This window comes from Nostoc sp. UHCC 0251, from assembly GCF_034932245.1.
Classification (GTDB): Bacteria; Cyanobacteriota; Cyanobacteriia; order Cyanobacteriales; family Nostocaceae; genus Nostoc.
The window spans coordinates 1-23,705 of the sequence record NZ_JAYGHD010000050.1 but is presented as its reverse complement, the minus strand read 5'-3'; the positions used below and the strand labels follow the sequence as shown (position 1 = coordinate 23,705).

Sequence of the window (23,705 nt, the reverse complement as noted above, 5' to 3'; positions counted from 1 at the left end):
GGACAATACAGAACTTTTTCCCCTTCCCCTTTTCCCGACTTATGCAAGAAGTCTATTTGTGAAGGACAACGAACAACGGACAAATGACTAATGACAATGAACTAAACTAGTTACTTGTAGTGTAGTTTTGTAAAATATTCTTGACTAATTGTTCTATGATTACGATATTTTCAGCAGATGTTTACGGGATGGCCACAGCACCAACTGTAGCTCCTAAACAGTCTGATCAAGTTACCCGTAAGACTTATCCGAATTACAAAGTGATTGTATTAAACGATGATTTTAATACATTCCAACATGTGGCTGAATGTTTGATGAAATATATTCCCGGTATGACTGGCGATCGCGCGTGGGATCTGACTAATCAGGTACACTATGAAGGTCAAGCGATCGTTTGGGTTGGCCCCCAAGAACCTGCGGAACTCTATCATCAGCAGCTGCGCCGAGCAGGTTTGACAATGGCACCTCTAGAAGCAGCTTAATTATTATGGGCAAACCCACCGTAGATTCCCTCCGAGCGGCTTCTCTACGAGACGCTACGCGAACGCAAAAAGCTGGCAGACTGGTTTGGAATCACTCGACACACCTTGATGGTCTAATCCCCATTTTAGAACGTCTTTGTCAGCACGATGGCATCCAAACCGTGACGCCGGGAGTCATTGGGCGGGTAAGAGGCCATTGTCCAAAAATGCAACTGCGTGTCTCAGTACCGATTCGTGGCGGCTATAAAGTAATTGCACGGCAGGGGAAGACAGTACAAGAAGTATTTATTTTGACACCTTTGGCGCAGCCAGAATTGGAAATGGCATTAGCGATCGCTATGAGATAATCATATCCAATGCCCTATCCGCCATGACTATTCCTCAACACGGTGTACTGCAAATTTGTGTAGTGGCAGACTGACGATGCAAGAAAAAGTTAAGAAATATGATAGAGCCGTTGTTATTCTCAAACTCATGAGTACAGATTCCGAGTCCGGTAAAAGTATTTTTTCTATACCAAAGGCTACACAGTAAACTAGCCAGTAAGTAAAGCTCATTCTAAATAAAATCCGCTCTGTTTCTTCCACATCATTTTTTTGCTGCTTTCTGTCCCACAGTAACAGCAGTCCAACAATGCAAGCTACAAAGGAAACAGCAACTACAAATTCGTGACAAAATATATTTAACGAATGCATTTGTGTTTATCCCCACATTTTTCTGTTGAAGATCAGTCTAAAGGAATATTCCTTGTAGAAATACAAAATATTTACAAACCTCAATAGAGTCATGCAATTTATGTAAACAAATGCAACAAAAATTGTTGTTTTGGAAATCTAAATATTTTTAATAAAAATTAAATATTTCTGTTAAGTAGGCATTTGAGAATTAGAGATTACTAATTAGTTAAGATTTTGGACAAATAAAAAAATTGCGTATTTTTTACGCAAATCAATAAATCTATCACAAATTGCCTCAGTTCGTTTTTAAACTAAAGTAAATCACAGTATTTATTCAACAATTGTCTCCTGATGCTTCGCAAGCAGCAATACTTACCCAACAGCTAGAACCATCTTCCCAGTGTTCTTTCTTCCAAATGGGGGCATTATGTTTGAGAGTATCAATAGCATACTGGCAAGCTTCAAACGCCTCGCTCCGATGAGGACAACCTACTGCGACTAAAACGCTAATTTCTCCAACTTGCAAACGTCCAGTGCGATGATGAATCACTACTCGATTCACATTAGGCGTAGATAAGCGAATATCAGCAGCAATTTGATAAAATATCTGCAATGCCATAGGTTCGTAAGCTTGATACTCTAGAGCAATTACAGGTTTACCATCAGTTTGATTGCGAACCATACCACTCATCACAACCACAGCACCGTTGGCTGGATCGTCAGACTTAGCGTAGATTTCTTCAAGAGACAATGGTGCAAAGGTAATGGCAAAACTATCTTCGGCTCTTGGTTTAACAGCAGAGGTAAGTGTAGTCGTCATAACTGCGTTTGTATTATCTGGGCTTTTTCTATTGTCTCTGAACAAAACAGATAAATATACAGCTTTTTTAACCAAACCCTACACAACGTAGAATTATTGAAAACCCTACATGCAGTTATTAGACATCTCCAGAAATTAATTATGCGTTACCTGAAACCCTTGTAGAGACGTTGCAATGCAACGTCTCTACATTCATTTTCACCAGATATCTATTAGTCAATAGTCTAATCTGCATTATCTAGACGATCGCAGCCATATCTACCTTTAATCTCTTGATTGTAAAAGCTGCCAATTGAGTTAGAAGATTGTAAATCTTCCCAAGTATCTTCATCTACGCCTAAGTACTGATAAACCGCTCCACTTTGAAAATTAACTTGCAAAATTTGTTCGTCGCGATCATAACCTACAGCGATCGCCATTGATGAGCTAACTGGTAACATAGCGATTGGTTCTTCTTCAAAGGGTAGTGCAGGCGTTTCGGCGATAACCTCGTTCAGTTCTTGCAATCCTTCATAAGCTTGTACAGGTGCCGGAATTTCCAAAAACTCTAGTTCGTTACCTCGATCAAGCAACAACTGCAAATATCCATCAGAGTGAGCGATCGCTACTAAACTGCTTAAGTCTACCTTAGATAGCTTCATTAATTGTGTACTCTCCTGTTAGCGTAGTCGGGAGTGTTAAAGTTTTATGTAACACTTAAGTGCTTTAATAATACAAATGTACTATTAAAGCACTTTGATGTCAAGTTTTTTTTACCAAGAGAGAATTTCAGCTATGTAGAGACGCGAAAGCGTTACGGGGCAAAGCCCAGTGCCATTTTGCGTCTCTACTGGGTTGATCGCTACTCAATACTTCTCGGTTAAGCATTTTTAACTCGGAATCGGGTTTGGGGTAAAGGGTAAAGGTTAAGGGTTAAAGGTTTTGCCTTTCCCTTTTCCCCAAATATTGGATCGCTACTTTCCCAATCTACCCAGATACAACAGCAGATTCTGTCTGATGAAACTGAGATATCTCAGTTTGCAAGTAACGATAAAGACGATTCAGGGCGTTTATATGGGCGTAAGCCGCGGCTACCACAATATCAGTATCAGATGCTTGTCCAGAGAATATCTGCTCTTGATGCTTCAAGCGAACTGTAACTGTTCCCAATGCATCAATTCCTCCAGTCACAGATTGGACAGAAAATTCAATCAGTTGATTGGGTATTTCCACTAATTTATTGATTGCTTGATACACCGCATCCACTGGGCCAGTGCCTACCCTCGCATCCGTGAGGATTTTGCCATCGGGGGTAACAATTGTAATGGTTGCAGTTGGGCAAGTGCAGTCACCACAAATTACCTGGACGTGTTCGATTTGGAAGCCACTTTCTACTTGAATCTGCGTTTCATCTCGAACGATCGCTTCTAAATCCCAATCTGAGATTTCTTTTTTCTTATCGGCGACATCTTTGAACCGATTGAAGGCTTTATTCAAGTCTGCCTCGTTCAATTCAAACCCTAATTCCTTGAGTCTGGTACGAAAAGCATTTCGTCCAGAGTGCTTGCCTAAAACAATGCGATTTTCTGGCAACCCGATCGCAGCAGCTTCCATAATTTCATAAGTTTCGCGGTGCTTGATAATCCCATCTTGGTGAATACCAGACTCATGGGCGAAAGCGTTTGCTCCCACGATCGCTTTATTGGGTTGAATCAGCATTCCTGTTAATTGGGAAACCAAGGATGAGGTTTTATAAATCTCCTGAGTCTTGATATTAGTCAGGGGTGTATCGGCATCAACCGGACGACCAAAGTAAGGATTGAAAAAGGGTTTGCGAACCTGCAAGGCCATGACAATCTCTTCTAATGCGGCATTGCCTGCTCGTTCCCCAATGCCATTAATGGTACACTCCACCTGACGCACGCCATATTCAATTGCTGCCAAAGCGTTAGCTGTCGCCAAACCTAAATCATTTTGGGTGTGAATCGAAAGAATCACCCCATCGATATTGGAAACATGTTCTCGAATTCCCTGAATCAGATTTCCGATTTCCTTGGGTGTGCAGTAACCAACGGTATCAGGAATGTTGATTGTAGTTGCACCTGCTGCGATCGCTGCCTCCAAAACTTGATAAAGAAACTCTGGCTCAGTGCGACTAGCATCCATCGGTGAAAATTCTACATCGTCTACAAACGACTTAGCATAGGCAATCATTTCTGATGCGATCGCTAATACTTCGCTACGAGACTTTTTCAACTGATATTTCAGGTGAATATCAGAGGTAGAAATCATTGTGTGGATTCTGGGACGAGCCGCGCCCTTCAAAGCTTCGGCGGCGGCGTGAATATCCTGGCGTATGGCTCTGGCTAAACTGCAAATGATTGGCCCACCGGGTATTCCTACTTGTTCAGCAATGGTTTTGACAGCTTGAAAATCTCCCGGACTAGCAACGGCAAAACCGGCTTCAATCACATCGACACCAAGGAGAGCTAGTTGATGAGCGATCGCTAATTTCTCTTCTACATTGAGGGTTGCGCCCGGTGACTGTTCGCCATCCCGTAGCGTGGTGTCGAAGATGATAATTCGGTCTGGTTGAGATGCGATGCTCATAAATGTCTCCCGTGGTATTGAAGGGATGTTGGAAAATCTTACTTTGGATATTGTATACAATCTTCTGCATTTTGTATACAATATCCAATATGAACTTAAATGACTTAGCAGCGAATGTGCTGCAACAACAACGCAGTACCCCAGATTTAATTGCCGATGCTTTGCGGGAAGCAATTCTGGGCGGCATTTTTCAGGAAGGACAATCCTTGAGACAGGATGAAATCGCCACTCAGTTTGGCGTTAGTCGTATTCCCGTGCGCGAAGCCTTGAAGCAGTTAGAAGCAGAAGGATTGGTAACACTGCATTTAAATCGTGGTGCGATTGTATCGGTGTTGACAGCACAAGAGGCGCAAGAAATTTGTGAAATTCGCAGCGCTTTAGAGGTGAAAGCGATGCAGTTGGCAATACCTAAGTTCAGGGAAACAGATATAGAAAAAGCTGCTGTGATTCTGGAAGCGACAGATCAAGCAACTGATGCAGGTGTGTTGGCAAAACTCAACTGGGAATTTCATGCGACGCTGTACGCCACTGCTGAACGTCCCCGGTTGCTGGCGATGATTAAAACTTTACACGTGAATTGCGATCGCTATGTTCGCGTACAATTAGCGCAGATGGATTACCAAGAGCGATCGCAAAAGGAACACTATCAACTCCTAGATGCTTGTCAAAAGCAGGATACAAAAGCTGCTGTCAGATTACTAAAACGACACATCGACACCGCAGGAGAACAGCTAATTGCATACTTGCAGCAAATTGCTCAGAAACGCTGATTCTTGTTGGAACTAAATGATCTACTAGAACAGACTAAACCGGAAATTCCCACTATCCTGTTCAACAAACCTCTACTAAAGTTCAAGTTTATCCCTCTCCGCCTCGGAGAGGGACGGTTTTACGTAGTAAAACCAGGGAGAGGTCTTTTTAAGTTGTTCAGAGAAATAAATAGGATCGTCCATGAAAAAACTGATCCAACGTATTAAAAGATTGCTCCAACGTATCTTCAAGAAGTTTGCATCCGATTCTCAGCAGACATCACCCTTAATAAATTCTCGCCCGTTAGACACATCTATTCCCAGCGTTTCTCCCCGATGGGAGTCTGTAGTGCTTGTATGTTCCCAATGTACAAACGAACAATCACGCTCAACGGCTTCCGAAGACTTAGAGAATTGGTTAAAATCTCGTTTAAAACTTGAGGGATTATGGGGTGAATTTCGGGTAGTTAGCACCAGTTGTTTAGGAGTTTGCCCAAAAGCTGGTATTACTGTCGTTATTGTAAATAATGGAAGTGGCGGTAATAGTCCATGCTTAATTGTAAATCCTCGGTGCGATGTCTACGACGGGCTACGCCTACGCGAACTTCTCTACTCACGTATTAAACAGAAAAAAGGCTGATTTTGCAGCTTTATTAAACCAAAAATTCGGTTATTTTTCTCTCTAAATTATTGAATATAAAAACGTATTTTGTATTGCAATATAGTTCGGTGAAGCGGCAAAGTAAAAAGGAGTGAATTAAAATATTCACTCCTGACCTTTTTAGCAAACCACAATGGAAGTGAAGAATATTTAACCACACTTCATCTCTGAACGATTACTACTTTAAATGAGGTATATTTGGTATTACCAAAGCACTTGAGGAATTAGCACTTCGGGCATTAGTGCTTGAGGAAGTAGTAGTTGGGGAACTGAGATTCAAGAAATCGATAAGTTTAAGGGTACGATTACGAATTTTCCAGCGCCCATTTGTTTTAACAACTTGATCTTCATAAGTACCATTAGCGACATCAATGCTGGTTTCCGAGCGTTTGTGAGTCGCATGGAGGTAAGAGGTCATTCTTGCTTGATTATTTTGAACTGAAATATTTATCGTACCTATCAAGTGTTGGGTAGCTTGATATCCATTTCCTTGAAATACTGAATAGACAAAATCAGCCCAAGAATCTGTCCCATAACGTGTTTCACTTGCCCCATCAGGAAAAATAGCAGTGAGGACTGAATCTTGAGTAAAACAATCCCGATAAATATTCTTTCCCTCTAGAAGGTTTCCTCTACCAATAGCGTCAGTTCCCAGCGCGTAACAGGATGTTAATTTTTGAATCTCTAATTCTGCATTAGGTTGAGTTGCACTTGCTATCTCAAACCTACCTCCAATAAACAGCACAAGAGTAACTGCAAGCACAAGCAATGTTACACGATTTAACAAAAACGAAATAGCTTTTGGAACTATTCGCCCAGTTTCTCTTCTTTTTTCCACAGGATAACCACCTTAATTTTTACAATTTTTGCATCTTGTAACTTGCTGTAAAATCAAATTCTCACTGATTTTGTTTGCTTATAAAAACCTAGCTAAAATTCTTTGATTTTAGCTAAAGCTTACTTTTACATCAGCTAGAAAATCAATTTACTACTAAATAAAAAAGATAGTACAAGATTTGTTGTATGTAATCAGTTATAACAGATGAATAATAAAATTACGAGTGTTAATTATCACCAAATTTGTGTTGATTTGATTAAGTAATAAAGTTATTATTTATATAATTTGCTAACAGCAAAATAATCTTTATTCTACAATTTTTTAAAACTCCAATAGAATTACTATAGCAATATTGAAACTTTCGTGATATCCGCAGATACCCGGCTTTTCAAATAAGCCGGGTATCTGCGGATATAGCTTTGCTAATGCGCCTCTAGTATGAGAAATTATTTTCCCGAAACAGGGATAGAAATTATAAATTCTGTTCCTTGTCCTAAGACTGACTCACAAATCAAACTTCCACCATGATTTTCTACTATAATTTGGCGACTAATAGATAATCCTAATCCTGTACCTTTTCCTACACATTTAGTAGTAAATAAATTTTCAAAAATACAGGATTTAACCTCTTCTGGCATCCCTTTAGCATTATCTTTAATCTTAACTATCAGATTATTACTTTCCTCTATATTAGTTAAAATAGTAATAGCATTAGGATAATTTTCTTGAACTTCCATAAAACTACGACCAATATTTGCTTCTTCTAAAGCATCAATTGCATTTGCAATAATATTCATAAACACCTGATTCAATTGCCCTAAATAGCATTTCACTAATGGAATATTTCCATACTGCTTAATAATTTGAATTGCCGGACGATTATGATCAGCTTTTAGACGATGCTGTAAAATTAATAAAGTACTATCAATGCCTTCATGGATATTAGCTAATACTTTAGAGGTAGTATCAGCCCGTGAAAAAGTACGGAGGGAAGTACTAATATTACGAATGCGCTGTGTCCCTACTGTCATACCGTCAATCATTTTGGGTAAATCTTCTAGTAAGAAATCTATATCTATTTCTTCGGCTCTTTCCTCAATTTCAACACCAGGATTTGGAAATTTTTCTCGATACAGTTGCAGATAGTCTATTAAATCCTTAACAGTATCTTTTGCTTGGGCTATACTACCTGTAATAAAACCAACTGGATTGTTTATTTCGTGTGCTACACCTGCGACTAAATTACCCAAGGAAGACATTTTTTCACTTTGGATAAGTTGTAGTTGTGCCTCTTGTAAATCTTTTATTGATTGTTCTAATTCTTTAGATTTTTCTTGTTCTCTTGTGTACAACCGGGCATTTTGTATGGCAATAGCCATTTGAGAAACTAAGACTTTTAATACCTCTACCCTTTCTGGAACAAAAGCTCCTGATGATAACTGATTTTCTAAATAAATAATGCCAGTAAGCTGTGATTGGTAAATAATGGGTAAGCAAAAGATTGATTTTGTTTTAGATTCCTGAATATAAATATCAAGATTAAAAGGTTCTGTAATTATCGCATCATTTAATACAACATATTGCTGAGTGCGAAAAACATAATTAATCACAGAAAGCGGTAAACCCTGATAGCTTTCAACAGGAATAGAACTTAAAACTGTCACTACATCATCAGCAGCATTTCCAGAAGCTTCGATGTATAGTTGATTATCTTTAAGTAAAAGTAGGACTGCCTTGTGTGCAGCAGCATTTTCTAGTAAGATTTTGATGAGCTTGCTCAACAAATTTTCTAAAATAATTTCATTAGTAATCGCTTGCGAAAACTTGATGAATGCATTAAAATCCAAAAAATCGCTTAAACTACTATTAGTTGTAGTAGTGGTAAAGTGAATTGTATCTATTTTTGAAGTAGTAGTTTCTATAGTAGTAGTTTGTCCTACAAGAAAACTATACTTTGATTCTAAGTATTTAACTTTAGCGATCGCACCCCAACGAATATAGGCATAATAAGCTTTAGTTATATACGTTTGATGAATTAACTCTTTACCTAGAGACTGATAAAATTTTCCTGCTAACTCATAAGCTAAAGCTTCTTCTTGGAGAAAACCGTTTTCTTGAGATTTAGTAATAGAGTTCTCATAGTAGTCCATCGCTTCCAGCTTTTGACCCAAAACCTGATACCGTTCTGCCTCCACGAGATAAAATCTGTGTAAGTGATTTGTGGGAGCATGAGTAGCCCAGAGTTCCATCTTTTGCTGATTAGCGTGGACTTTTTCTAGAATAGCTTGCTTCTCACACTCTTTAGCAGTATGATATATTGCCAGTTGAGCTAAAGAATCGTAAAAATAGAACAGTGGAACAACAAACAACCCTGTAACACCACCTAAAGATTTTTCTGCGATCGCAGCATTTTCTACAGCTTTAAAGTACTCTCCAAATATGTAAGAAAGCATTAGTTTATTAACAAATAAATGATTAATTGTGTAGAGATCATTTACTTGCTGATGAATTGGCAGCATCTTTTGCTCGTCGTAGGCTTCTCCAATTAAACAGTCCGCATTTTCAAAATTTCCTTTCAAGTTTAAAACTGTTTGTAAATATACTGAGTTCCAAGTGAAAGCTACTTGTTGATTGATTTTTTTCAGCGAATCACAATAAGCTACCAGTTCTTTTTCCAGAACCCAAAGTTCTTTACCCAGCCAAAATGAATGATAGGGATAAATATAACCACAATAGCCAGCATATTCTAAATCTCCGGTTTCTAGTCCACTAGAATATCCTGCCATTGATGATGTTAATGTTTCCCTAACATGCTCTTTCCAATGCATAACATGAGCGCTGACAACCGTCAGAATCTTAGCCTTGAGTTCTTGAGAATCAAATTGTGACACTAGACTTGAAGCCAATTTACCAAATTCATAGCCAGAATCAATTTCTCCTTGAACTCCACAAAGAATTAATCCATAAAGGCTATAACCATAGGCAGATACAGCCGTATTGCCATACTTTAAGGACAAATTAACCATTTTACAGACAATAATTGGCATCATTGCAGGAGCAGTTTGAAAAGCCGCAGGGAGAACCCCCATTAAGATTCTCATGGCTGCAATCTTGTTAGGGTCGGTCATTAATGGTAAGTTAATTAAATCTGCAATGATTTTCTCTTTCAAAGAAGCAGTAATTTCATCCATCCCCTGTTGAAAATCAGATGATGTCGGTTCATCTGGAAAATTTATTCCTAACAATTGTAGAATTGATACTGCTATTTTGATGGCTTCTAGTTGTTTGCTTTGAATAATAGAAGCGATAATCTGTACTTCATAGACTTTAACTTTATCTAAAAGGATTTTGGCTTCTTGCTGCACCACCTTAGCCCATTGTTGCATCTGCTCAAAATTACCGCCCAGATAGGCTGCCTCTGCGGCTCCTTCATATAAACCTATAGTTAAAGTATATTCAGTTTGCCAAGCATCTATATTTAAAAGTTCTATCCCATTTGTGAAGTACTTAAGAGCAGCTTCGTAAGCTGTAGAAGCTTTAGCTTTTCGCCCTGCAATTAAATTTAATTGTGCCAAATCAGTTTTCTCAGATTGCTCTATCAGGTTAACAATACCTACATTCAACTGATTGACAATATCAAAAATATTAGCTTCTATTTCCTCCTTAGGTATATTTTGCAGAAGCAATTGCCCAATTTTCAGGTGAGTAGATTTCTTTAGTTCTTCTGGAATCAACGAATATGCTGCTTGTTGCACTCTGTCATGCAAGAACTTGTAACCCACTCGTGAAGTGTCGAAATTTAAATTAGCCGCTTCTTCTTGATTAAAAACTAAAGGAATACGGTAAGCTTCACTTAAAGGTAGAATTAATCCTGCTTGCAAAGCCGAGTGTAAATCATTTGCTGTCAAAGAAGCCGATTTTTCATTGACTATTGATAAAACATCCAAGCTAAATCTGTCACCCACGCAAGCCGCTAGTTTTAAAACATCTTGGGTGAGCTTTGGTAGCTTTTGAACTCGACTTGCAACCAGTTCAACTACATTTTTATCGGTAATTCCGATTGATTGGATATCCTCTAAACTCCACTGCCATTTAGCATTAATGAAATCAAATGTTAAAAGTTTTTCTTGATGAAGTGCTTGAATTAGTTGTGTTATAAAAAATGGGTTGCCGCCTGTTTTATTAGAAATTAATTCAGCTAGTTGGATAATTTGATTATCAAATAGTCTGTTTTGCGGATCATGATTAAATTCTGTTTTTTGTAGAGTTTCTGCAACTAGCTGAGTTACATTCTCTAAATTTAAAGGTTGCAAGACAACATTATTGACAACTGTGCCAGTATTTTTAATTTCTTCTATTTTTTGGATTAAAGGATGTGCCGGACTAACTTCATTATCTCTATATGCCCCAATAAATAACAGATGTTTGCTATCTGTATCAGTAATTAGCAATTGAATTAAATTCAATGTGGCTGAGTCTGCCCATTGCAAATCATCTAGAAAGATGACTAAGGGGTGTTCTTTTTGGGTAAAGACTTGGATAAATTCTTTAAAAACCCGGTTGAAGCGATTTTGTGATTCTGTTGCCCCAATTTGGGCAATTTCAGGCTGTGTACCAATGATTAGCTCTACTTCTGGAATTACGTCAGCAATAACTTTTCCGTTTGTTCCTAAAGCTGATAATATTTTATTACGCCATATTTCTATTTTTTCATTATTTTCTGTCAGCAAATATCGCATTAAATAAGCAAAAGCTTGAATTAAAGAAGCATAAGGTATATTTCGCTTTAATTGGTCAAATTTGCCAGAAATAAAGTACCCTTGTCTGCGAGTAATGGGTTTATTAACTTCGTTGACTAGAACTGATTTACCAATACCAGAATAACCAGAAACTAGCATCATTTCACTAGTTCCAGATGTAACGCGCTCAAATGCAGCTAAGAGTTCATTAACTTGTTCCTCACGGCCATATAATTTTTGAGGAATTAATAACTGGCTTAAGACATCTAAACGACCTGGTACAAACTCAGTAATTGTATTTTTAGTTTCTAACTGGTTGAGACATAATTCTAAATCTGCTAATAATCCTGTGGCACTTTGATATCTATCTTCTGCATTTTTCGCCATCAGCTTCATCACAATTTCTGAGACGATGGCAGGAATTTTTGGATTTACTGACTGCGGTTTTATTGGTTGAACAGCAATGTGACTATAAACTATTTCTAGGGTATCTTGGCTAAAAAATGGTGTTTTCTTGGTAAGCATTTCATACAAAGTCACACCAAGAGAATAAAAATCAGTGCGATAATCGAGAATGCGATTCATTCTCCCAGTTTGTTCAGGAGACATATAGGCAAGTGTGCCTTCAACGCAGTTAGGGTTAGTAAACTGAGGATTTTCTTTATTGAGGCGGGAGGCTATACCAAAATCAGTGAGTTTAACAATACCTGTCTGGGAGTTAATGATGATGTTACTAGGTTTTATATCTTTATGAATAATCTGGTGTTTATGCAAATAAGCTAGAGCTTTAGTCAGTTGAACAGCAATGTTTAAATACTTAATTAAGTCAAGTTTTTCTATCTGTATAAGTTGGTCTAAAGCCTGACCACCAAAGTCTTCTAACAACAGCCCCACACGATTTTCAAAGGTTTCTAGACTGATAGCTTTAACTATGTTGGGATGGTCTAAACTCTGCTGAATTTGATACTCATTTTTAAGACGAGTAAAGGCTTCGAGGGTAGGGTATTCATTTTTAAGCAACTTGAGGATAATTCGCTGTTGCGTCTTTGGCATTTGTGTTTGATAAATAATTGTTTGGATTCCTTCGTGGAGAGTCGAGTTGATTTGGTATCCAGTACGATTTGGCATTGATTTATGACTATCAAATTACAAAATTAGCATCACCCCTCGTCTTGTCATGAAAGGGGTTCTATTTTAATTATTCCCAGTATGTAGAAAATTATTAACATTGCGATTCCGTATCCAAGGGTTGTAAATTAAAAAGCTGATTTCCCTTGTAACGAAAACCAATGGCTACAGCCTGACTGTAATTTTTATGCCAACCGCAGATAAGGACACTTTTGTAAAAATCCAGATGCCTTATTATGAGCATCTAAGTTATGAGTATGTGCTGGCGTAGGTCGAATAATGCCACCAAAAAGGTCATCTAACCCGTAGGGAGTAAAAAATTGCCATTGGCCTTGTGTATCTAGCCGAACTCCGACAGCAGTAGCAGTGTGCAGCCAATCTGTGATGCCATCCTCTGTACTAGTGTAAGGTCTGCTACCAAGCCGCCACCGAGCAAAACTGGCTTGATTTTTGACATCAAACTGGTCATGAGGAAATTGTTCTGTGAGAGTCGCCTTTGCTGCTAGTTCCTGAGAACGGTTTCCCTCTATATCAAAGAATGCAATATCAAAATCTTTAATACCTAACCCACACTCATTACCAAAAATTGAAGACCAAACTGTGTTTCGGACTGCACCCCCGGCTAACCACCAGTTAGGTAAATTTAGTTGAGCGATCGCAGGTAATACTGTATCAATAGGTGTATCCGCTAAAATCATCTGTAGACGAGTGTTACTATTCATATCAAATTCCTGGGATTGTCAAGTATAAGGTGAAAATATTATCATTCACATCTCATTAAGCTTACGGTCTTGATAGACCTACTGCGACACTTGGCAAGTTAAGGTTTATGAGGGTAACTGCTGAAGTCATAGTATAAAGAGAACAGGGTTTTACGGAAGGTTAAATTGTGAATTTAAAATTTTAAATTTTTATTTATGGAAGATTTATTTGCGCGGCTAGAACGCACACTCAATCCTGAACTGCCTTCCTTAACAGAGTCACAACAAAAACTCCTAGAAGAACTCAGCATTGATGAAAATCAACCCGGTACGATTTTGCATGACTTTCAAACCCTGATAGATTTTTTGCAAGCAAATGGGGTGGAAGTTAGTAGTGTTAATAACCTTCTACCACTGAAAGTACTATCAGAACTTAATTCTCGGTTAAGTTACCCAATTGAAATTAAACTAAAACGCCCTGTACAGAAATCATACCCTTACATTAATGGACTCTATCTGTTATTACGCAGTTCTGGAATAGCCCAAATTAGATCCCAAGGTAAGAAGCAATTTTTAGTATTAGACGCAGCCACCTTAGAATCATGGTCAAATCTCAACCCAACAGAACGCTATTTCAACTTATTAGAAGCTTGGTTAATTTGGGGAAATAACGAAATTTTGGGTGAGCATCAAGACTCATTCGGTAATTTATTTAGATGTATTCAGCTTTGGCCCCGCGTTCCAGATAAAGGTTTAAAGTTTCCTAAATATGAATACCAACACGATATTAGTTATTACCCTGGTCTGCATAATGTTGCTCTATTAGAGTTATTTGGATTGATATCAATCAAGCAAGGGAAACCACAAGAAGGCAAGGGGTGGCGCATTACTAGTTTACAACGCTTGCCCTTTGGTGATGCTCTGTTGCAATTGCTATTTCCGCTAGGTATACGAGGAGAATTGCAGGATGATGTCAATGTGACTTTTGGAAAATTGCAGTCACATTTTCAACCATTTTTTCCAGAATGGGAGAATAATTTATTTGTTCCAAAGCAAGGCTTTATTGATGGTATTTATATTTTTAAAGTATCTATTTTTCAGGCTTGGAGACGCATTGCCATACCAGCGAAAAAACCATTAGGCTGGCTAGCAGAAACAATTCTCGATGCTTTTGATTTTGACTATGACCACTTATATGAGTTTAGTTATAAAGACCGTTTTGGTCGCACAATCAAAATAGGTCATCCCTATATGGAAATCCCCCCATTTGCCGACCAAGTGCAGATTGGTGATTTGTCTCTAGAACCGGGGGCTAAAATGACCTATCTTTATGATTTTGGTGATAATTGGAAATTTGATGTGCAGTTAGAAGCAATTAATCCGCCTGATAATAAGATCAAAAAACCAAAGATTTTAGAAGTTCACGGAAATGCACCTCAACAGTATTGGAGTGAAGATGATGAATCAGATAAAGATGAATAATGGGATGAGATAGCATTAGTTATAATTAGGCAACACCAAATTCTAAAGGAGATGCAACCTGTGAGTCTTCCATATACTGGAGGTTGTCAATGTGGACAGATTCGTTATGAAATTCATGCCGAACCGTTAACTCTCTACGTATGCCACTGTAAAGAGTGTCAAAAACAATCGTCTAGTGCCTTTGGAATGTCTTTTACAGTACCACGAGATGCTGTTGTAATTGTTCAGGGACAACCGAAAGCTTGGACTCGCAAAGCTGATAGCGGACGCGAAATAAATAACTTGTTCTGCGGTGATTGCGGAACACGATTGTTCCATGAACGGACTTATAACCCAAATACTATTAACGTTAAACCCGGAACCTTAGATAATACAAGTTGGTTACGCCCAGTTGGGAACGTTTGGACACGCAATGCCCAATCATGGGTGATAATTTCAGACCAATTGCTCAATTATGATGGGCAACCAGAGGATATGCGCCCTCTGTGGGAAAAATGGACACAACAGCATCCATAAACCCATAACACCCTACAGCACTATCCCGACAAATCCTAAGATAATATTCTATAAATAGTTAAACTAAATAGAACAGGTAACGCATTCTCAAGGCTGCGATCGCGTCCCCACCCAAGCCAGGCGAGTACCCTCGGTTGGTAATATAACTCATTACTATACAAAACAAGATAATGACAAAATTTTCCTCGTAAAGTGCCTTAATTAACATGTTAAATTCTTTAAAATAGTAATAATAAACTAAAATCATAAGTTCAGTTTGTATATCATAGTTTTTTCTATACTTGTCTGCAAATCATGTTAATAAAAGCTTACATAGTATTAATATTTCATCTGAAAATTATTGGACATTTTCTTATTTAAGTAAAATTGGATAAAAAACAATATTTTGGTTCATTGTCAGCATTTTTAACAGTTAATTTCTAAACAAGATTGATGAAAAACGATACACCAGAAGAATTAAACACAGACCAAGAGATTGGGCGCTTGATTGATGAAGTCATGTCTTCATCTTTGACTGATGAACAGTATCGCAAAAAAATGCAGCGGCGCAAAGAAGTACAGGATCAACGCATAGCGCAAGCTGTACCAGAAAAAGGATTAATTATTGTAAATACTGGTAACGGAAAAGGTAAAACTACTGCGGCTTTAGGGATGGTGTTACGATCGCTAGGCCACGGGTATAAAGTTGCGATCGTCCAATTTATCAAAGGTAGTTGGGAACCTTCCGAAAAAAGGGTTTTCAGCTATTGGGAAGACCAGATAGAATTTCACGCAATGGGCGAAGGCTTCACCTGGGAAACTCAAGACCGCGATCGCGATCTTGATAAAGCTAGCGCCGCGTGGGAGAAATCATTAGAATACATCCGCAACCCAGACTTTCATCTGGTGTTGTTGGATGAAATCAATATTGCCCTGAAAATGTCTTATTTAGAAGTAGATGATGTTTTAGCAGGTTTGGCGCAAAAACCAGCTAATAAGCACGTTATTCTCACAGGTAGAGGCGCACCAGCTGCTTTAATTGAGTGTGCTGACCTTGTAACCGAAATGACTTTAATTAAGCACCCTTTCCGCGATCAAGGCGTTAAAGCACAACCAGGAATTGAGTATTAACTTCGAGATTATTTGCACATTTGCAACGTGCGGCGATCGCTAGCAGTAATAGAATTTAACCGATAAAAGTCTTGCAGAGCCAACGAGTAAGCATAAGAGTTAAACTCATCTTCACCAACTTTAGGTAGTCCATTGCTTGCAGCTACCTGATTCGACTGAGTAGAACTGGCTTCATTTGACGAAGTATTAACCGTCATCGCCAACTCTCCTGATGGGTTGAGTGTACCCTGAAAACAATTAAACTCTGATTGGGGCATATACAATGCACCCGTTACCTTGTCCTGCTGCTTTTGAAATATGATGTAACCTTGACCAAGCTGGTCTGATTTTGGGGATTGACCATAGAGGTAAACCCCATCTTTTACAGGAAAAGTCACTTTTGGTAAAGCTTTTGCCCCTTTTGTAGTTCCGCCAGAACCTGGAACCAAGGCTGTAGTTGTAGGTAATATTTTTCCGCTCTTATGGGCAAAAAGCCCTCTATCTCCAGAAGCTGCATTGAGTTGACTTCTCTGCTCTCTAACTTTTCTTAGCTTCGACAAAAGAGAATTTTCAGAGGGTTTCTGAATCTGAGCCGATGATAGTGGAGAATTTGTAATCGGTACTACTTGAGTCTGCCTGGCTATAAAGCCCAAACCGAGAAGTAAGCCTAAGCCCGCTAGGGAAATTCCCCACTGACGGGGAGATAAGAACTGATGAAGGTTGTTAAGCACCCTACTTCTCCTGTTAAAAAACTAACTAAGTTCTCTAGAACTTACTTACATCATAACCAAGTCTTAATTGTCAAAGACTTTGTTAACGACTTATATTACTATTGTCCAAAAAAGAAAACTGTCAAAAACTAAAGTTTTTATTTAATTTAGTTCAACAATCTTAGATTAGCATCAGTTAGAGCCTTTATTCTTCATCCAATAGATTCATCCCATTGGGTGAGGTTAATCATAAATTAACAACTCTCAATTAATCTCGGTTTTTTGGCATCTTGTTTTTTGCTTTTTAATAAATGAAAATTACTGTCATTATTTTCTCAAATGTACCCCCGTAAAACTACAGTATAAAATCCAAATATTTTTCCTAGTTATCAGCATAAAAAAATCGCCCCCTGAATTCAGGGGGCGCATCACCAAGGTGGTGGAAAGACGCGGTATTTCGCGTCTCTCGTTTTAACTAGCAACGTATTCTTTAACATTGGCACGACGGCGACGCAGATGAGCCAAAGCTTGATGCTCTAACTGGCGGACGCGTTCCCGGCTGAGATTCAATCTCTCACCAACTTTCGCCAATGACATTTCGTTACCATCTTCTAAACCAAAGCGTAGGGCTAAAACTTCTCGCTGTTGCGGGGTTAGTTCTGCTAGCAGGTTGTTCAAGTCTTGACGCAAGAATTCCTGGTTGGTGTAATACTCTGGCGATGGGCCGCTATCTTCGAGCATTTCTTGCAACTCAGTATCCTGATTATCGCCAACTTTAACATCCAAAGACACTGGTTGACGCGCCATGTTCAGGTACTCGCGGATCTGAGCAGGTTCTAGTTCCAGTTCTTTGGCAATTTCGGCTGGAGTAGGCGATCGCCCTAAGGTTTGAGCCAACTCGCGCTGCACTTTCTTGATTTTATTCAGTTTCTCCGTAATGTGGATCGGTAACCGGATGGTGCGACCTTGTTGAGCGATCGCCCGGGTAATCGCTTGGCGAATCCACCAGTAAGCGTAAGTCGAGAACTTATAACCCCTCATTGGGTCAAATTTCTCTACACCCCTTTCTAATCCTAGTGTTCCTTCCTGGATTAAATCCAGAAACTCCATATTCCGCTTTTGGTACTTTTTAGCAATAGCAACAACCAAGCGCAAATTCGCTTCGATCATTTTTTGCTTTGCCCGCTTACCTTGCGCCACCGTTTGTTGGATCTCGGTTTCCGATTGTTGAACGTGGTCAGCCCATTCTGACATATCCGGTTCGCGGTGCAGTTTCTTCGCTAAAGCTTCTTTGGCGTCGATGAACTTCATCATTTGTTGCACCTGCTTTCCATAGACAATCTCTTGTTCACGGGTTAGCAGTGGTACACGACCAATTTCTCGCAGATAGGTTCGCACCATATCAGCGGTGAATCTGGTATTGAGGTTTTCCGTTTGGGTGTTGACAGTAGGCATTGGTGCGTTTTCCTCTACTCCGTAAACACAATGTATGTTTTCTTACTAAAATGGATGGAGGAAGGTAGTACATCTATCACGAAATATCGGGAGCTATCAAAAGTAATTATCAATTGATCTAGCCGTTTTTCAGACGGTTAGCTCCCAATGATAGGTTCCCCTACCTTCCCTAAATTTTCAATCTTTATATAAGCACGCTGGTTGTTTTTGAGAATTCTTCTTTTAGGCAGTTACTGACAGTAACTGGAAATCCGAAGTCGGTATGAGTTCCACTTATCTTTATAGTACGATAAATCAGGCAGATAGTAAAGTATCTTAAGATAAAGTCTCTAATTATAATTCAAAATTGCCCGTTTGCAAAAAAATAAACTTCCTTGAAATTACTGACTATATCTATAGTGACGCCAAAAACTCCTCTTCTGTTGCCAGAAACTAGCCGGATAACCGAACTAAATTTGCTGTGAGGATGGAGGGATGTTACGAATTGGGCATGGGGCATTGGGCATTGGGCATGGGGTATTGGTTATGACTGATTATTTGACCAATAACTAATGACCAATGACAAATGACTATTTAGAATCCAAGGTCAGCTTTGGCTAGTTCAGCCGCAGCGAATACTTCTGCGTCGGGTTTTTCTTCCCAGGCTGGTTCACCAATTTCTTCGTAAAAAGTTGCGTCGTAAGGACGGGTACGTACTACTACTGGCATCGGAACGGCATGACCCAAAATTAAAGCTTGTTGCTTAGAGTCTAACTTTGCCAATACCGATCGCAGTCCGCTACCACCAGATACACCTGTGAAAATCGCGTCAATGTCTTTTTCGTCATTAAGCAAAGCGGTAATGCGAGTCCCAATCTGGGACATAACTTCATTATCTATTCCTGATGGGCGTTGATCAACTACCAAAAGTGTGACAAAATACTTCCGCAATTCCCGGGCAATAGTCCCAAATATAGTACTTTGGACGATAGCCGGGTCAAGGAAACGGTGCGCTTCTTCAATGGTAATCATCAATGGCGTCGGGCGATCGCTAGGATTTTTGCTTTGCAGGAATTTATCTGCTTTCTTTACGTAATGCTCGTGGATACGTCGGGTGATCATATTTGTCACCAACATATAAGAGAGCATATTAGACTGGGAACCAAATTCTATCACAACATTCTTCCCAGATTCCAGACACTGGACAATTTTACTAATATAATTCTGGGGGCAAACTGCTCGCATGTACTTCAAACTGTCCATCCGCAAGAGTTTGCGCTGCAATGCCATAATCGAGCCTTTGTGTCCGCGCTTCTCGTCGCAGAACATCTCGATTTCTTCGTTAGTCATGTTCAGCAGTTGGACAATCCAAGACTTGCCAAACTCACTATATAGAATATTGGCGTTATCTAGGGCTGCGTCAGAGAGTCCTAAATCTCGACTACATAACTTAATATCTTCAACTTCAATTTGCTCGTAACTCAAATAGAGTTCTTGAGCATCACGCACACCCCGGCGCTTTGTCGATTCTGGGTCGAGGGTGTAAACTTCCACCTTGCTGGGGAAAAGTTGCTTTAATCCCTTAACGGTATTTACGTTCTTCCCTTCTGCGACAGCTTCCCAGCCATACTCAGAGTGCATATCAAAAATCAAATTTACCGCCGCATTTTTACGGATAACCCCAGCTAAAAGTAACCGTGTTAGAAAGGATTTACCAGTACCAGATTTCCCAAAAACCCCATTACTCCGTTCTACGAAGCGGTTTAAATCTATGCAAACGGGCACATCCATATCCAAAGGTTTGCCGATAGAAAAATTGCGCCTTTGGGGGTCATCTTCCCAACCAAAGACCCGGCGAAAATCGTCAACACTTGCTTCGTAAACTTGGCTAAAGTGGCTAGGAATAGTTTTAACAGGCAACAATTCCATCGTAGTACTGGTTTGGGGCACAAATGAAGCCAAACCCGTCACTGATGGGAGGAAGGGGTTTGTCGATTTGCCATTTGTTGGGGAAAAAGATTCTTCAGTTTCGGGAGTGAACATCAACATCGGTGCGAGGTTGATAGTACCGTATGTACCACTTCCGGCTAAAACATCTCGCAAAAAAGTGTCTTCCCAACTAGGAGGATTAGCAATAATTCGGGCATTAGCAGCTCCCAATGCTACATCTGTCAGCATACAAAAAAAGCGCGATCGCATCCCTTGCACAACAAGAAACTTACCCACCCGCATATCTTCTACAGAAATGTCAGGATGCAATCGTACTTCTAAACCTTCAGTTAGAGAACCTTGAATAACCGAACCTAATGGCTGTCCTGAATTCATTTTATTAGTCATTAGTCATTAGTCATTTGTCATTTGTCATTTTCTTCATGCCCAATGCCCAATGTCCAATGCCCAATACTTCTCTACGAGAGGCTTCGCCAACGACTACGCTCAGTACAAGTGCCCCATGCCCCATGCCCATTACCTAGTCAATCTGAATCGAGGTTGGCGCACTTCCCGTTGGTGGAGTGGTACTGATTAATGGTTTGCGGAATTGGGCGTAAAGGCGATCGCGCCAAGTAAAGAATGGTTCATAATCTATATTCTCTGCAAAGATTGGCAATCCTTTACCTCTAATAGAAGCTGGTAAATCTAAATAAGGGCCAGACGGGAACTTGAGCAATATCGATAAGCCAGCCACTGCCAAGTCAGCTAAAGTTGGCTCATCTCCTGTTAAATAAGGACTATCTGCCAATAATAACGTTACTGCTTCCAAGTCTTGTTTTAAGGATGCGATCGCTGACTTGATCATATCTGGACTATAACCTACGCCAAAACCCAACACTGAGAGGAAGTCACTAGGTACTCCTTCAACAAGACTTTTAAATATATCTGGTGTCGAGGTCGGTAATAAAGACTTGCGGAAATTTTGATCTTGACTTATCGCTGCAAATAGTGCTTTGCGACCTTTGACGCCTATGGACTCATCAGCCCATTCTTCTATTAATAAAGTTAAACCCCGTTTTTTGGGATCTTGCGGTATTATTGGGCGATCAGGATACTCTAAGTCTAAATACTTAGCTATTTCCGTAGAATCCACAATATACTTGTTCCGATCTTTTAATACCGGAACTTGTCTTTGACCAGTCAATCGGAACAATTCTACCTGTCCAATCCCAGGCGTAACCTCTATTTTGCGGTAATCTAGCCCTTTAAAATCTAGAATTAGGCGCACTTTTTCTGAGTATTGAGATAGTTCCCATTGGTATAATTCCAGCATTTTGTATACCTTGTAACTGGTCAACTTCTGAACTTTACAATTGTATCTTTAGTTCAAGTAATTTTTCTTGACATTAGTTGATTATTCTCAATCTAATTCACATTAGAATTGAACTTATACATGATTTTGGGCAAAATAAATCGATTAAAAAATATTATTTTTTGAGAGATTAAAATCTTAAATGATTAAATAACTTTAGTTGCTTAGTCGTGATTATTCAGCACTTACTTTAATTTCCGTAACTCTTAGCCTACTTTCAAGATATCTAGGTACTTGATTACTGGATTTTTGCTGTGTTGCTAATGGTTGATTTTAGATACTATAGCTTTTACACCATAAAAAATAATTCAAGATTTTTGAATCAACCATTAAGTCGCATGTTGTTTGTATCAAAAATTACTTTAAATCAGACTCTTTATCAAATCTTGTTGTAAATCATAACTTGTAAATATAAATATAAGATTTTTACACTTTCTTAGAGTTAACGCTACACCAAATGAGGCTTTTTAAATCCTTTTGCTGTGATGGAGAAAATCTACTTAATTTACATGAAATATATGGTAAGTATATTTCATCCTTGTTAAGCCTGAGCCGAAGTTAGATATTTAACCTCTTCAACACAAACTCTTCGGAAGAATAATTTTACTTCCTTCTTAAGTTAGATTTTGTGCATAGCAAAATGTTATAAATCTTTATGTAATGTGTGGACAAAAAGACAAACAAAATTTATGAAGACAAATTACAGCAAATTGCTGACCACGTTGGCAGGCATAGCAGGATTTACTAGTTTCAACCTTCTGATTACCTTACCATCTGATGCGAAATCCGCACTAAATCCTAATCCCGGTATTTTCAACGAAGCCCCTTATAACCAGGGTCAACGCCTTCAAGCAAACGCTTCCCCAATAGAAAAAGGCAATACCAAACGCCAAGAAGTAGCGCAGCAAAGTGGTGGAACGCTAAATCCCAGACCAAGTATTTTCAACGAGCCTCCTTATAACCGGGGTGGTAGTGTTACACCTACTGAGCCAACACCCAGCACTCCAGGCACTACCCCAGGACTTCCTACAACTCCACCAGCACCAGGGGCAACCGACAATCAAGGTAAGAACTTGTTAGCGTTGGCAGAGTCAAATGCTTCTTTTACCACCTTAACTAAGGCTTTAAAAGCAGCAGGGTTGACTGGAGCTTTGCAAGGCAAAGATAACTTAACTCTTTTTGCACCCACTGATGCAGCTTTTGCTAAGTTGCCACAAGATGCTTTGCAAGAATTGTTAAACCCAGCCAACAAAGAAGTATTGCTCAAGATTTTAACTTACCATGTGGTACCTGGTAAGGTATTGTCCACTGATTTAAAGTCTGGCGAAGTTAAAAGCCTTGAAGGTGGCGCAATCAACGTTAAGGTTGATCCTGCTACCGGTGTAACTGTCAATGATGCTAGAGTGACACAGGCAAATATCACAGGCAGCAACGGTGTAATCCACGCAATTGATCAGGTTATTTTACCTCCTGACTTGTAGTTTTTCAGTATCAGTACAACCTGTAGCGGACTAGGTTGACATAAAATATTAATAGGAAAAAATTCCGTTCAGATGTTATTTTGGACGGTTTTTTTGTAATAAAAGTGAGTTAAATTAGCAACCCCGTCTACAAATTAGAGCAGATTGATATTAAGTTCGGCTATTAAAATCTCTTTGCGTGTCCTTGCTCTCGCCTCAGCCTAAATGATAAGTCTTTATATAGGAATCATATTTGATTTATGAAAATATTGTAACTGCCTAGCTAGTAGTAATTGAGGCGAGAAAAACACAGACATTACCAAGTA

19 protein-coding genes are annotated in these 23,705 nt (G+C 39.1%); 8 read left to right on the top strand and 11 right to left on the bottom strand.

Annotation, left to right across the window (positions count from 1 at the left end; translation table 11 throughout):
• The first annotated feature begins 155 nt into the window (after window positions 1-155).
• Both clpS and VB740_RS08980 read left to right on the top strand, forming a co-directional pair.
• Window positions 156-482 (top strand): ATP-dependent Clp protease adapter ClpS, encoded by a 327-nt coding sequence (clpS, locus tag VB740_RS08985; RefSeq protein ID WP_323199690.1) that lies wholly within the window; start codon window positions 156-158, stop codon window positions 480-482.
• A gap of 5 nt (window positions 483-487) precedes the next feature.
• On the top strand, window positions 488-829 hold the full coding sequence (locus tag VB740_RS08980) for a DUF2103 domain-containing protein (protein WP_323199689.1): 342 nt from the start codon (window positions 488-490) through the stop codon (window positions 827-829).
• A 27-nt stretch (window positions 830-856) separates the two neighbouring features.
• Here VB740_RS08980 and VB740_RS08975 read toward each other — a convergent pair whose 3' ends face one another.
• The 4 genes from VB740_RS08975 to VB740_RS08960 form a co-directional block, all read right to left on the bottom strand.
• Window positions 857-1,177, bottom strand: a complete 321-nt coding sequence (locus VB740_RS08975; RefSeq protein ID WP_323199688.1) for a hypothetical protein — start codon at window positions 1,175-1,177, stop codon at window positions 857-859.
• Between the two features lie 316 nt (window positions 1,178-1,493).
• Window positions 1,494-1,979 carry a molybdenum cofactor biosynthesis protein MoaE gene (locus tag VB740_RS08970; protein WP_323199687.1) on the bottom strand — a complete coding sequence of 162 codons (486 nt, stop codon included), beginning with the start codon at window positions 1,977-1,979 and terminating at the stop codon, window positions 1,494-1,496.
• A gap of 224 nt (window positions 1,980-2,203) precedes the next feature.
• On the bottom strand, window positions 2,204-2,620 hold the full coding sequence (locus tag VB740_RS08965; RefSeq protein ID WP_323199686.1) for a KTSC domain-containing protein: 417 nt from the start codon (window positions 2,618-2,620) through the stop codon (window positions 2,204-2,206).
• 325 nt (window positions 2,621-2,945) lie between these two features.
• Window positions 2,946-4,568 (bottom strand): 2-isopropylmalate synthase, encoded by a 1,623-nt coding sequence (locus tag VB740_RS08960; protein ID WP_416289510.1) that lies wholly within the window; start codon window positions 4,566-4,568, stop codon window positions 2,946-2,948.
• Between the two features lie 89 nt (window positions 4,569-4,657).
• Between VB740_RS08960 and VB740_RS08955 the strand changes: the two genes are divergently transcribed.
• Window positions 4,658-5,338: a GntR family transcriptional regulator gene (locus VB740_RS08955; protein ID WP_323199685.1), complete on the top strand. Its 681-nt coding sequence runs from the start codon at window positions 4,658-4,660 to the stop codon at window positions 5,336-5,338.
• Between the two features lie 181 nt (window positions 5,339-5,519).
• Window positions 5,520-5,957: a (2Fe-2S) ferredoxin domain-containing protein gene (locus tag VB740_RS08950; RefSeq protein ID WP_323199684.1), complete on the top strand. Its 438-nt coding sequence runs from the start codon at window positions 5,520-5,522 to the stop codon at window positions 5,955-5,957.
• 199 nt (window positions 5,958-6,156) lie between these two features.
• On the opposite strand, the gene VB740_RS08945 is transcribed toward VB740_RS08950, so the two are convergent.
• The 3 genes from VB740_RS08945 to VB740_RS08935 form a co-directional block, all read right to left on the bottom strand.
• Window positions 6,157-6,816, bottom strand: coding sequence for a nuclear transport factor 2 family protein (locus tag VB740_RS08945; protein ID WP_323199683.1), 660 nt, complete (start codon window positions 6,814-6,816; stop codon window positions 6,157-6,159).
• A 446-nt stretch (window positions 6,817-7,262) separates the two neighbouring features.
• Window positions 7,263-12,683 (bottom strand): AAA family ATPase, encoded by a 5,421-nt coding sequence (locus VB740_RS08940; RefSeq protein ID WP_323199682.1) that lies wholly within the window; start codon window positions 12,681-12,683, stop codon window positions 7,263-7,265.
• Between the two features lie 185 nt (window positions 12,684-12,868).
• Window positions 12,869-13,405, bottom strand: coding sequence for a nucleotidyltransferase family protein (locus VB740_RS08935; RefSeq protein ID WP_323199681.1), 537 nt, complete (start codon window positions 13,403-13,405; stop codon window positions 12,869-12,871).
• A gap of 195 nt (window positions 13,406-13,600) precedes the next feature.
• Between VB740_RS08935 and VB740_RS08930 the strand changes: the two genes are divergently transcribed.
• The 3 genes from VB740_RS08930 to cobO all read left to right on the top strand — a co-directional run bounded on the left by VB740_RS08930 (window position 13,601) and on the right by cobO (window position 16,492).
• The gene (locus tag VB740_RS08930; protein ID WP_323199680.1) at window positions 13,601-14,866 is read left to right on the top strand and encodes a plasmid pRiA4b ORF-3 family protein; all 1,266 of its coding nucleotides are present in this window, start codon (window positions 13,601-13,603) and stop codon (window positions 14,864-14,866) included.
• Window positions 14,867-14,926: 60 nt separating this feature from the next.
• Window positions 14,927-15,382, top strand: a complete 456-nt coding sequence (locus VB740_RS08925) for a GFA family protein (protein WP_323199679.1) — start codon at window positions 14,927-14,929, stop codon at window positions 15,380-15,382.
• 432 nt (window positions 15,383-15,814) lie between these two features.
• Window positions 15,815-16,492, top strand: coding sequence for a cob(I)yrinic acid a,c-diamide adenosyltransferase (gene cobO, locus VB740_RS08920; RefSeq protein ID WP_323199678.1), 678 nt, complete (start codon window positions 15,815-15,817; stop codon window positions 16,490-16,492).
• 8 nt (window positions 16,493-16,500) lie between these two features.
• Here the strand turns inward: cobO and VB740_RS08915 are convergent, their stop codons facing one another.
• The 4 genes from VB740_RS08915 to VB740_RS08900 all read right to left on the bottom strand — a co-directional run bounded on the left by VB740_RS08915 (window position 16,501) and on the right by VB740_RS08900 (window position 21,880).
• Window positions 16,501-17,202: a hypothetical protein gene (locus VB740_RS08915; RefSeq protein WP_323199677.1), complete on the bottom strand. Its 702-nt coding sequence runs from the start codon at window positions 17,200-17,202 to the stop codon at window positions 16,501-16,503.
• Between the two features lie 450 nt (window positions 17,203-17,652).
• A complete protein-coding gene (locus VB740_RS08910; RefSeq protein WP_323199676.1) occupies window positions 17,653-18,636 on the bottom strand; it encodes an RNA polymerase sigma factor, RpoD/SigA family in 984 nt (327 codons plus the stop codon).
• A gap of 573 nt (window positions 18,637-19,209) precedes the next feature.
• A complete protein-coding gene (locus VB740_RS08905; RefSeq protein WP_323199691.1) occupies window positions 19,210-20,940 on the bottom strand; it encodes an ATP-binding protein in 1,731 nt (576 codons plus the stop codon).
• 145 nt (window positions 20,941-21,085) lie between these two features.
• Window positions 21,086-21,880, bottom strand: a complete 795-nt coding sequence (locus tag VB740_RS08900; protein WP_323199675.1) for a glutathione S-transferase family protein — start codon at window positions 21,878-21,880, stop codon at window positions 21,086-21,088.
• Window positions 21,881-22,608: 728 nt separating this feature from the next.
• On the opposite strand from VB740_RS08900, the gene VB740_RS08895 reads away from it, so the two are divergent.
• Window positions 22,609-23,400, top strand: coding sequence for a fasciclin domain-containing protein (locus tag VB740_RS08895; RefSeq protein WP_323199674.1), 792 nt, complete (start codon window positions 22,609-22,611; stop codon window positions 23,398-23,400).
• The last annotated feature ends 305 nt before the right edge of the window (window positions 23,401-23,705 follow it).

Coding starts and splice junctions, on each gene's coding strand:
- clpS (WP_323199690.1), top strand. CDS start 156: ATGATTACGATATTTTCAGCAGATGTTTACGGGATGGCCACAGCACCA.
- VB740_RS08905 (WP_323199691.1), bottom strand. CDS start 20,940: ATGAATTCAGGACAGCCATTAGGTTCGGTTATTCAAGGTTCTCTAACT.
- VB740_RS08975 (WP_323199688.1), bottom strand. CDS start 1,177: ATGCATTCGTTAAATATATTTTGTCACGAATTTGTAGTTGCTGTTTCC.
- VB740_RS08895 (WP_323199674.1), top strand. CDS start 22,609: ATGAAGACAAATTACAGCAAATTGCTGACCACGTTGGCAGGCATAGCA.
- VB740_RS08950 (WP_323199684.1), top strand. CDS start 5,520: ATGAAAAAACTGATCCAACGTATTAAAAGATTGCTCCAACGTATCTTC.
- VB740_RS08930 (WP_323199680.1), top strand. CDS start 13,601: ATGGAAGATTTATTTGCGCGGCTAGAACGCACACTCAATCCTGAACTG.
- VB740_RS08955 (WP_323199685.1), top strand. CDS start 4,658: ATGAACTTAAATGACTTAGCAGCGAATGTGCTGCAACAACAACGCAGT.
- VB740_RS08965 (WP_323199686.1), bottom strand. CDS start 2,620: ATGAAGCTATCTAAGGTAGACTTAAGCAGTTTAGTAGCGATCGCTCAC.
- VB740_RS08935 (WP_323199681.1), bottom strand. CDS start 13,405: ATGAATAGTAACACTCGTCTACAGATGATTTTAGCGGATACACCTATT.
- VB740_RS08910 (WP_323199676.1), bottom strand. CDS start 18,636: ATGCCTACTGTCAACACCCAAACGGAAAACCTCAATACCAGATTCACC.
- VB740_RS08940 (WP_323199682.1), bottom strand. CDS start 12,683: ATGCCAAATCGTACTGGATACCAAATCAACTCGACTCTCCACGAAGGA.
- VB740_RS08970 (WP_323199687.1), bottom strand. CDS start 1,979: ATGACGACTACACTTACCTCTGCTGTTAAACCAAGAGCCGAAGATAGT.
- VB740_RS08980 (WP_323199689.1), top strand. CDS start 488: ATGGGCAAACCCACCGTAGATTCCCTCCGAGCGGCTTCTCTACGAGAC.
- cobO (WP_323199678.1), top strand. CDS start 15,815: ATGAAAAACGATACACCAGAAGAATTAAACACAGACCAAGAGATTGGG.
- VB740_RS08960 (WP_416289510.1), bottom strand. CDS start 4,568: ATGAGCATCGCATCTCAACCAGACCGAATTATCATCTTCGACACCACG.
- VB740_RS08900 (WP_323199675.1), bottom strand. CDS start 21,880: ATGCTGGAATTATACCAATGGGAACTATCTCAATACTCAGAAAAAGTG.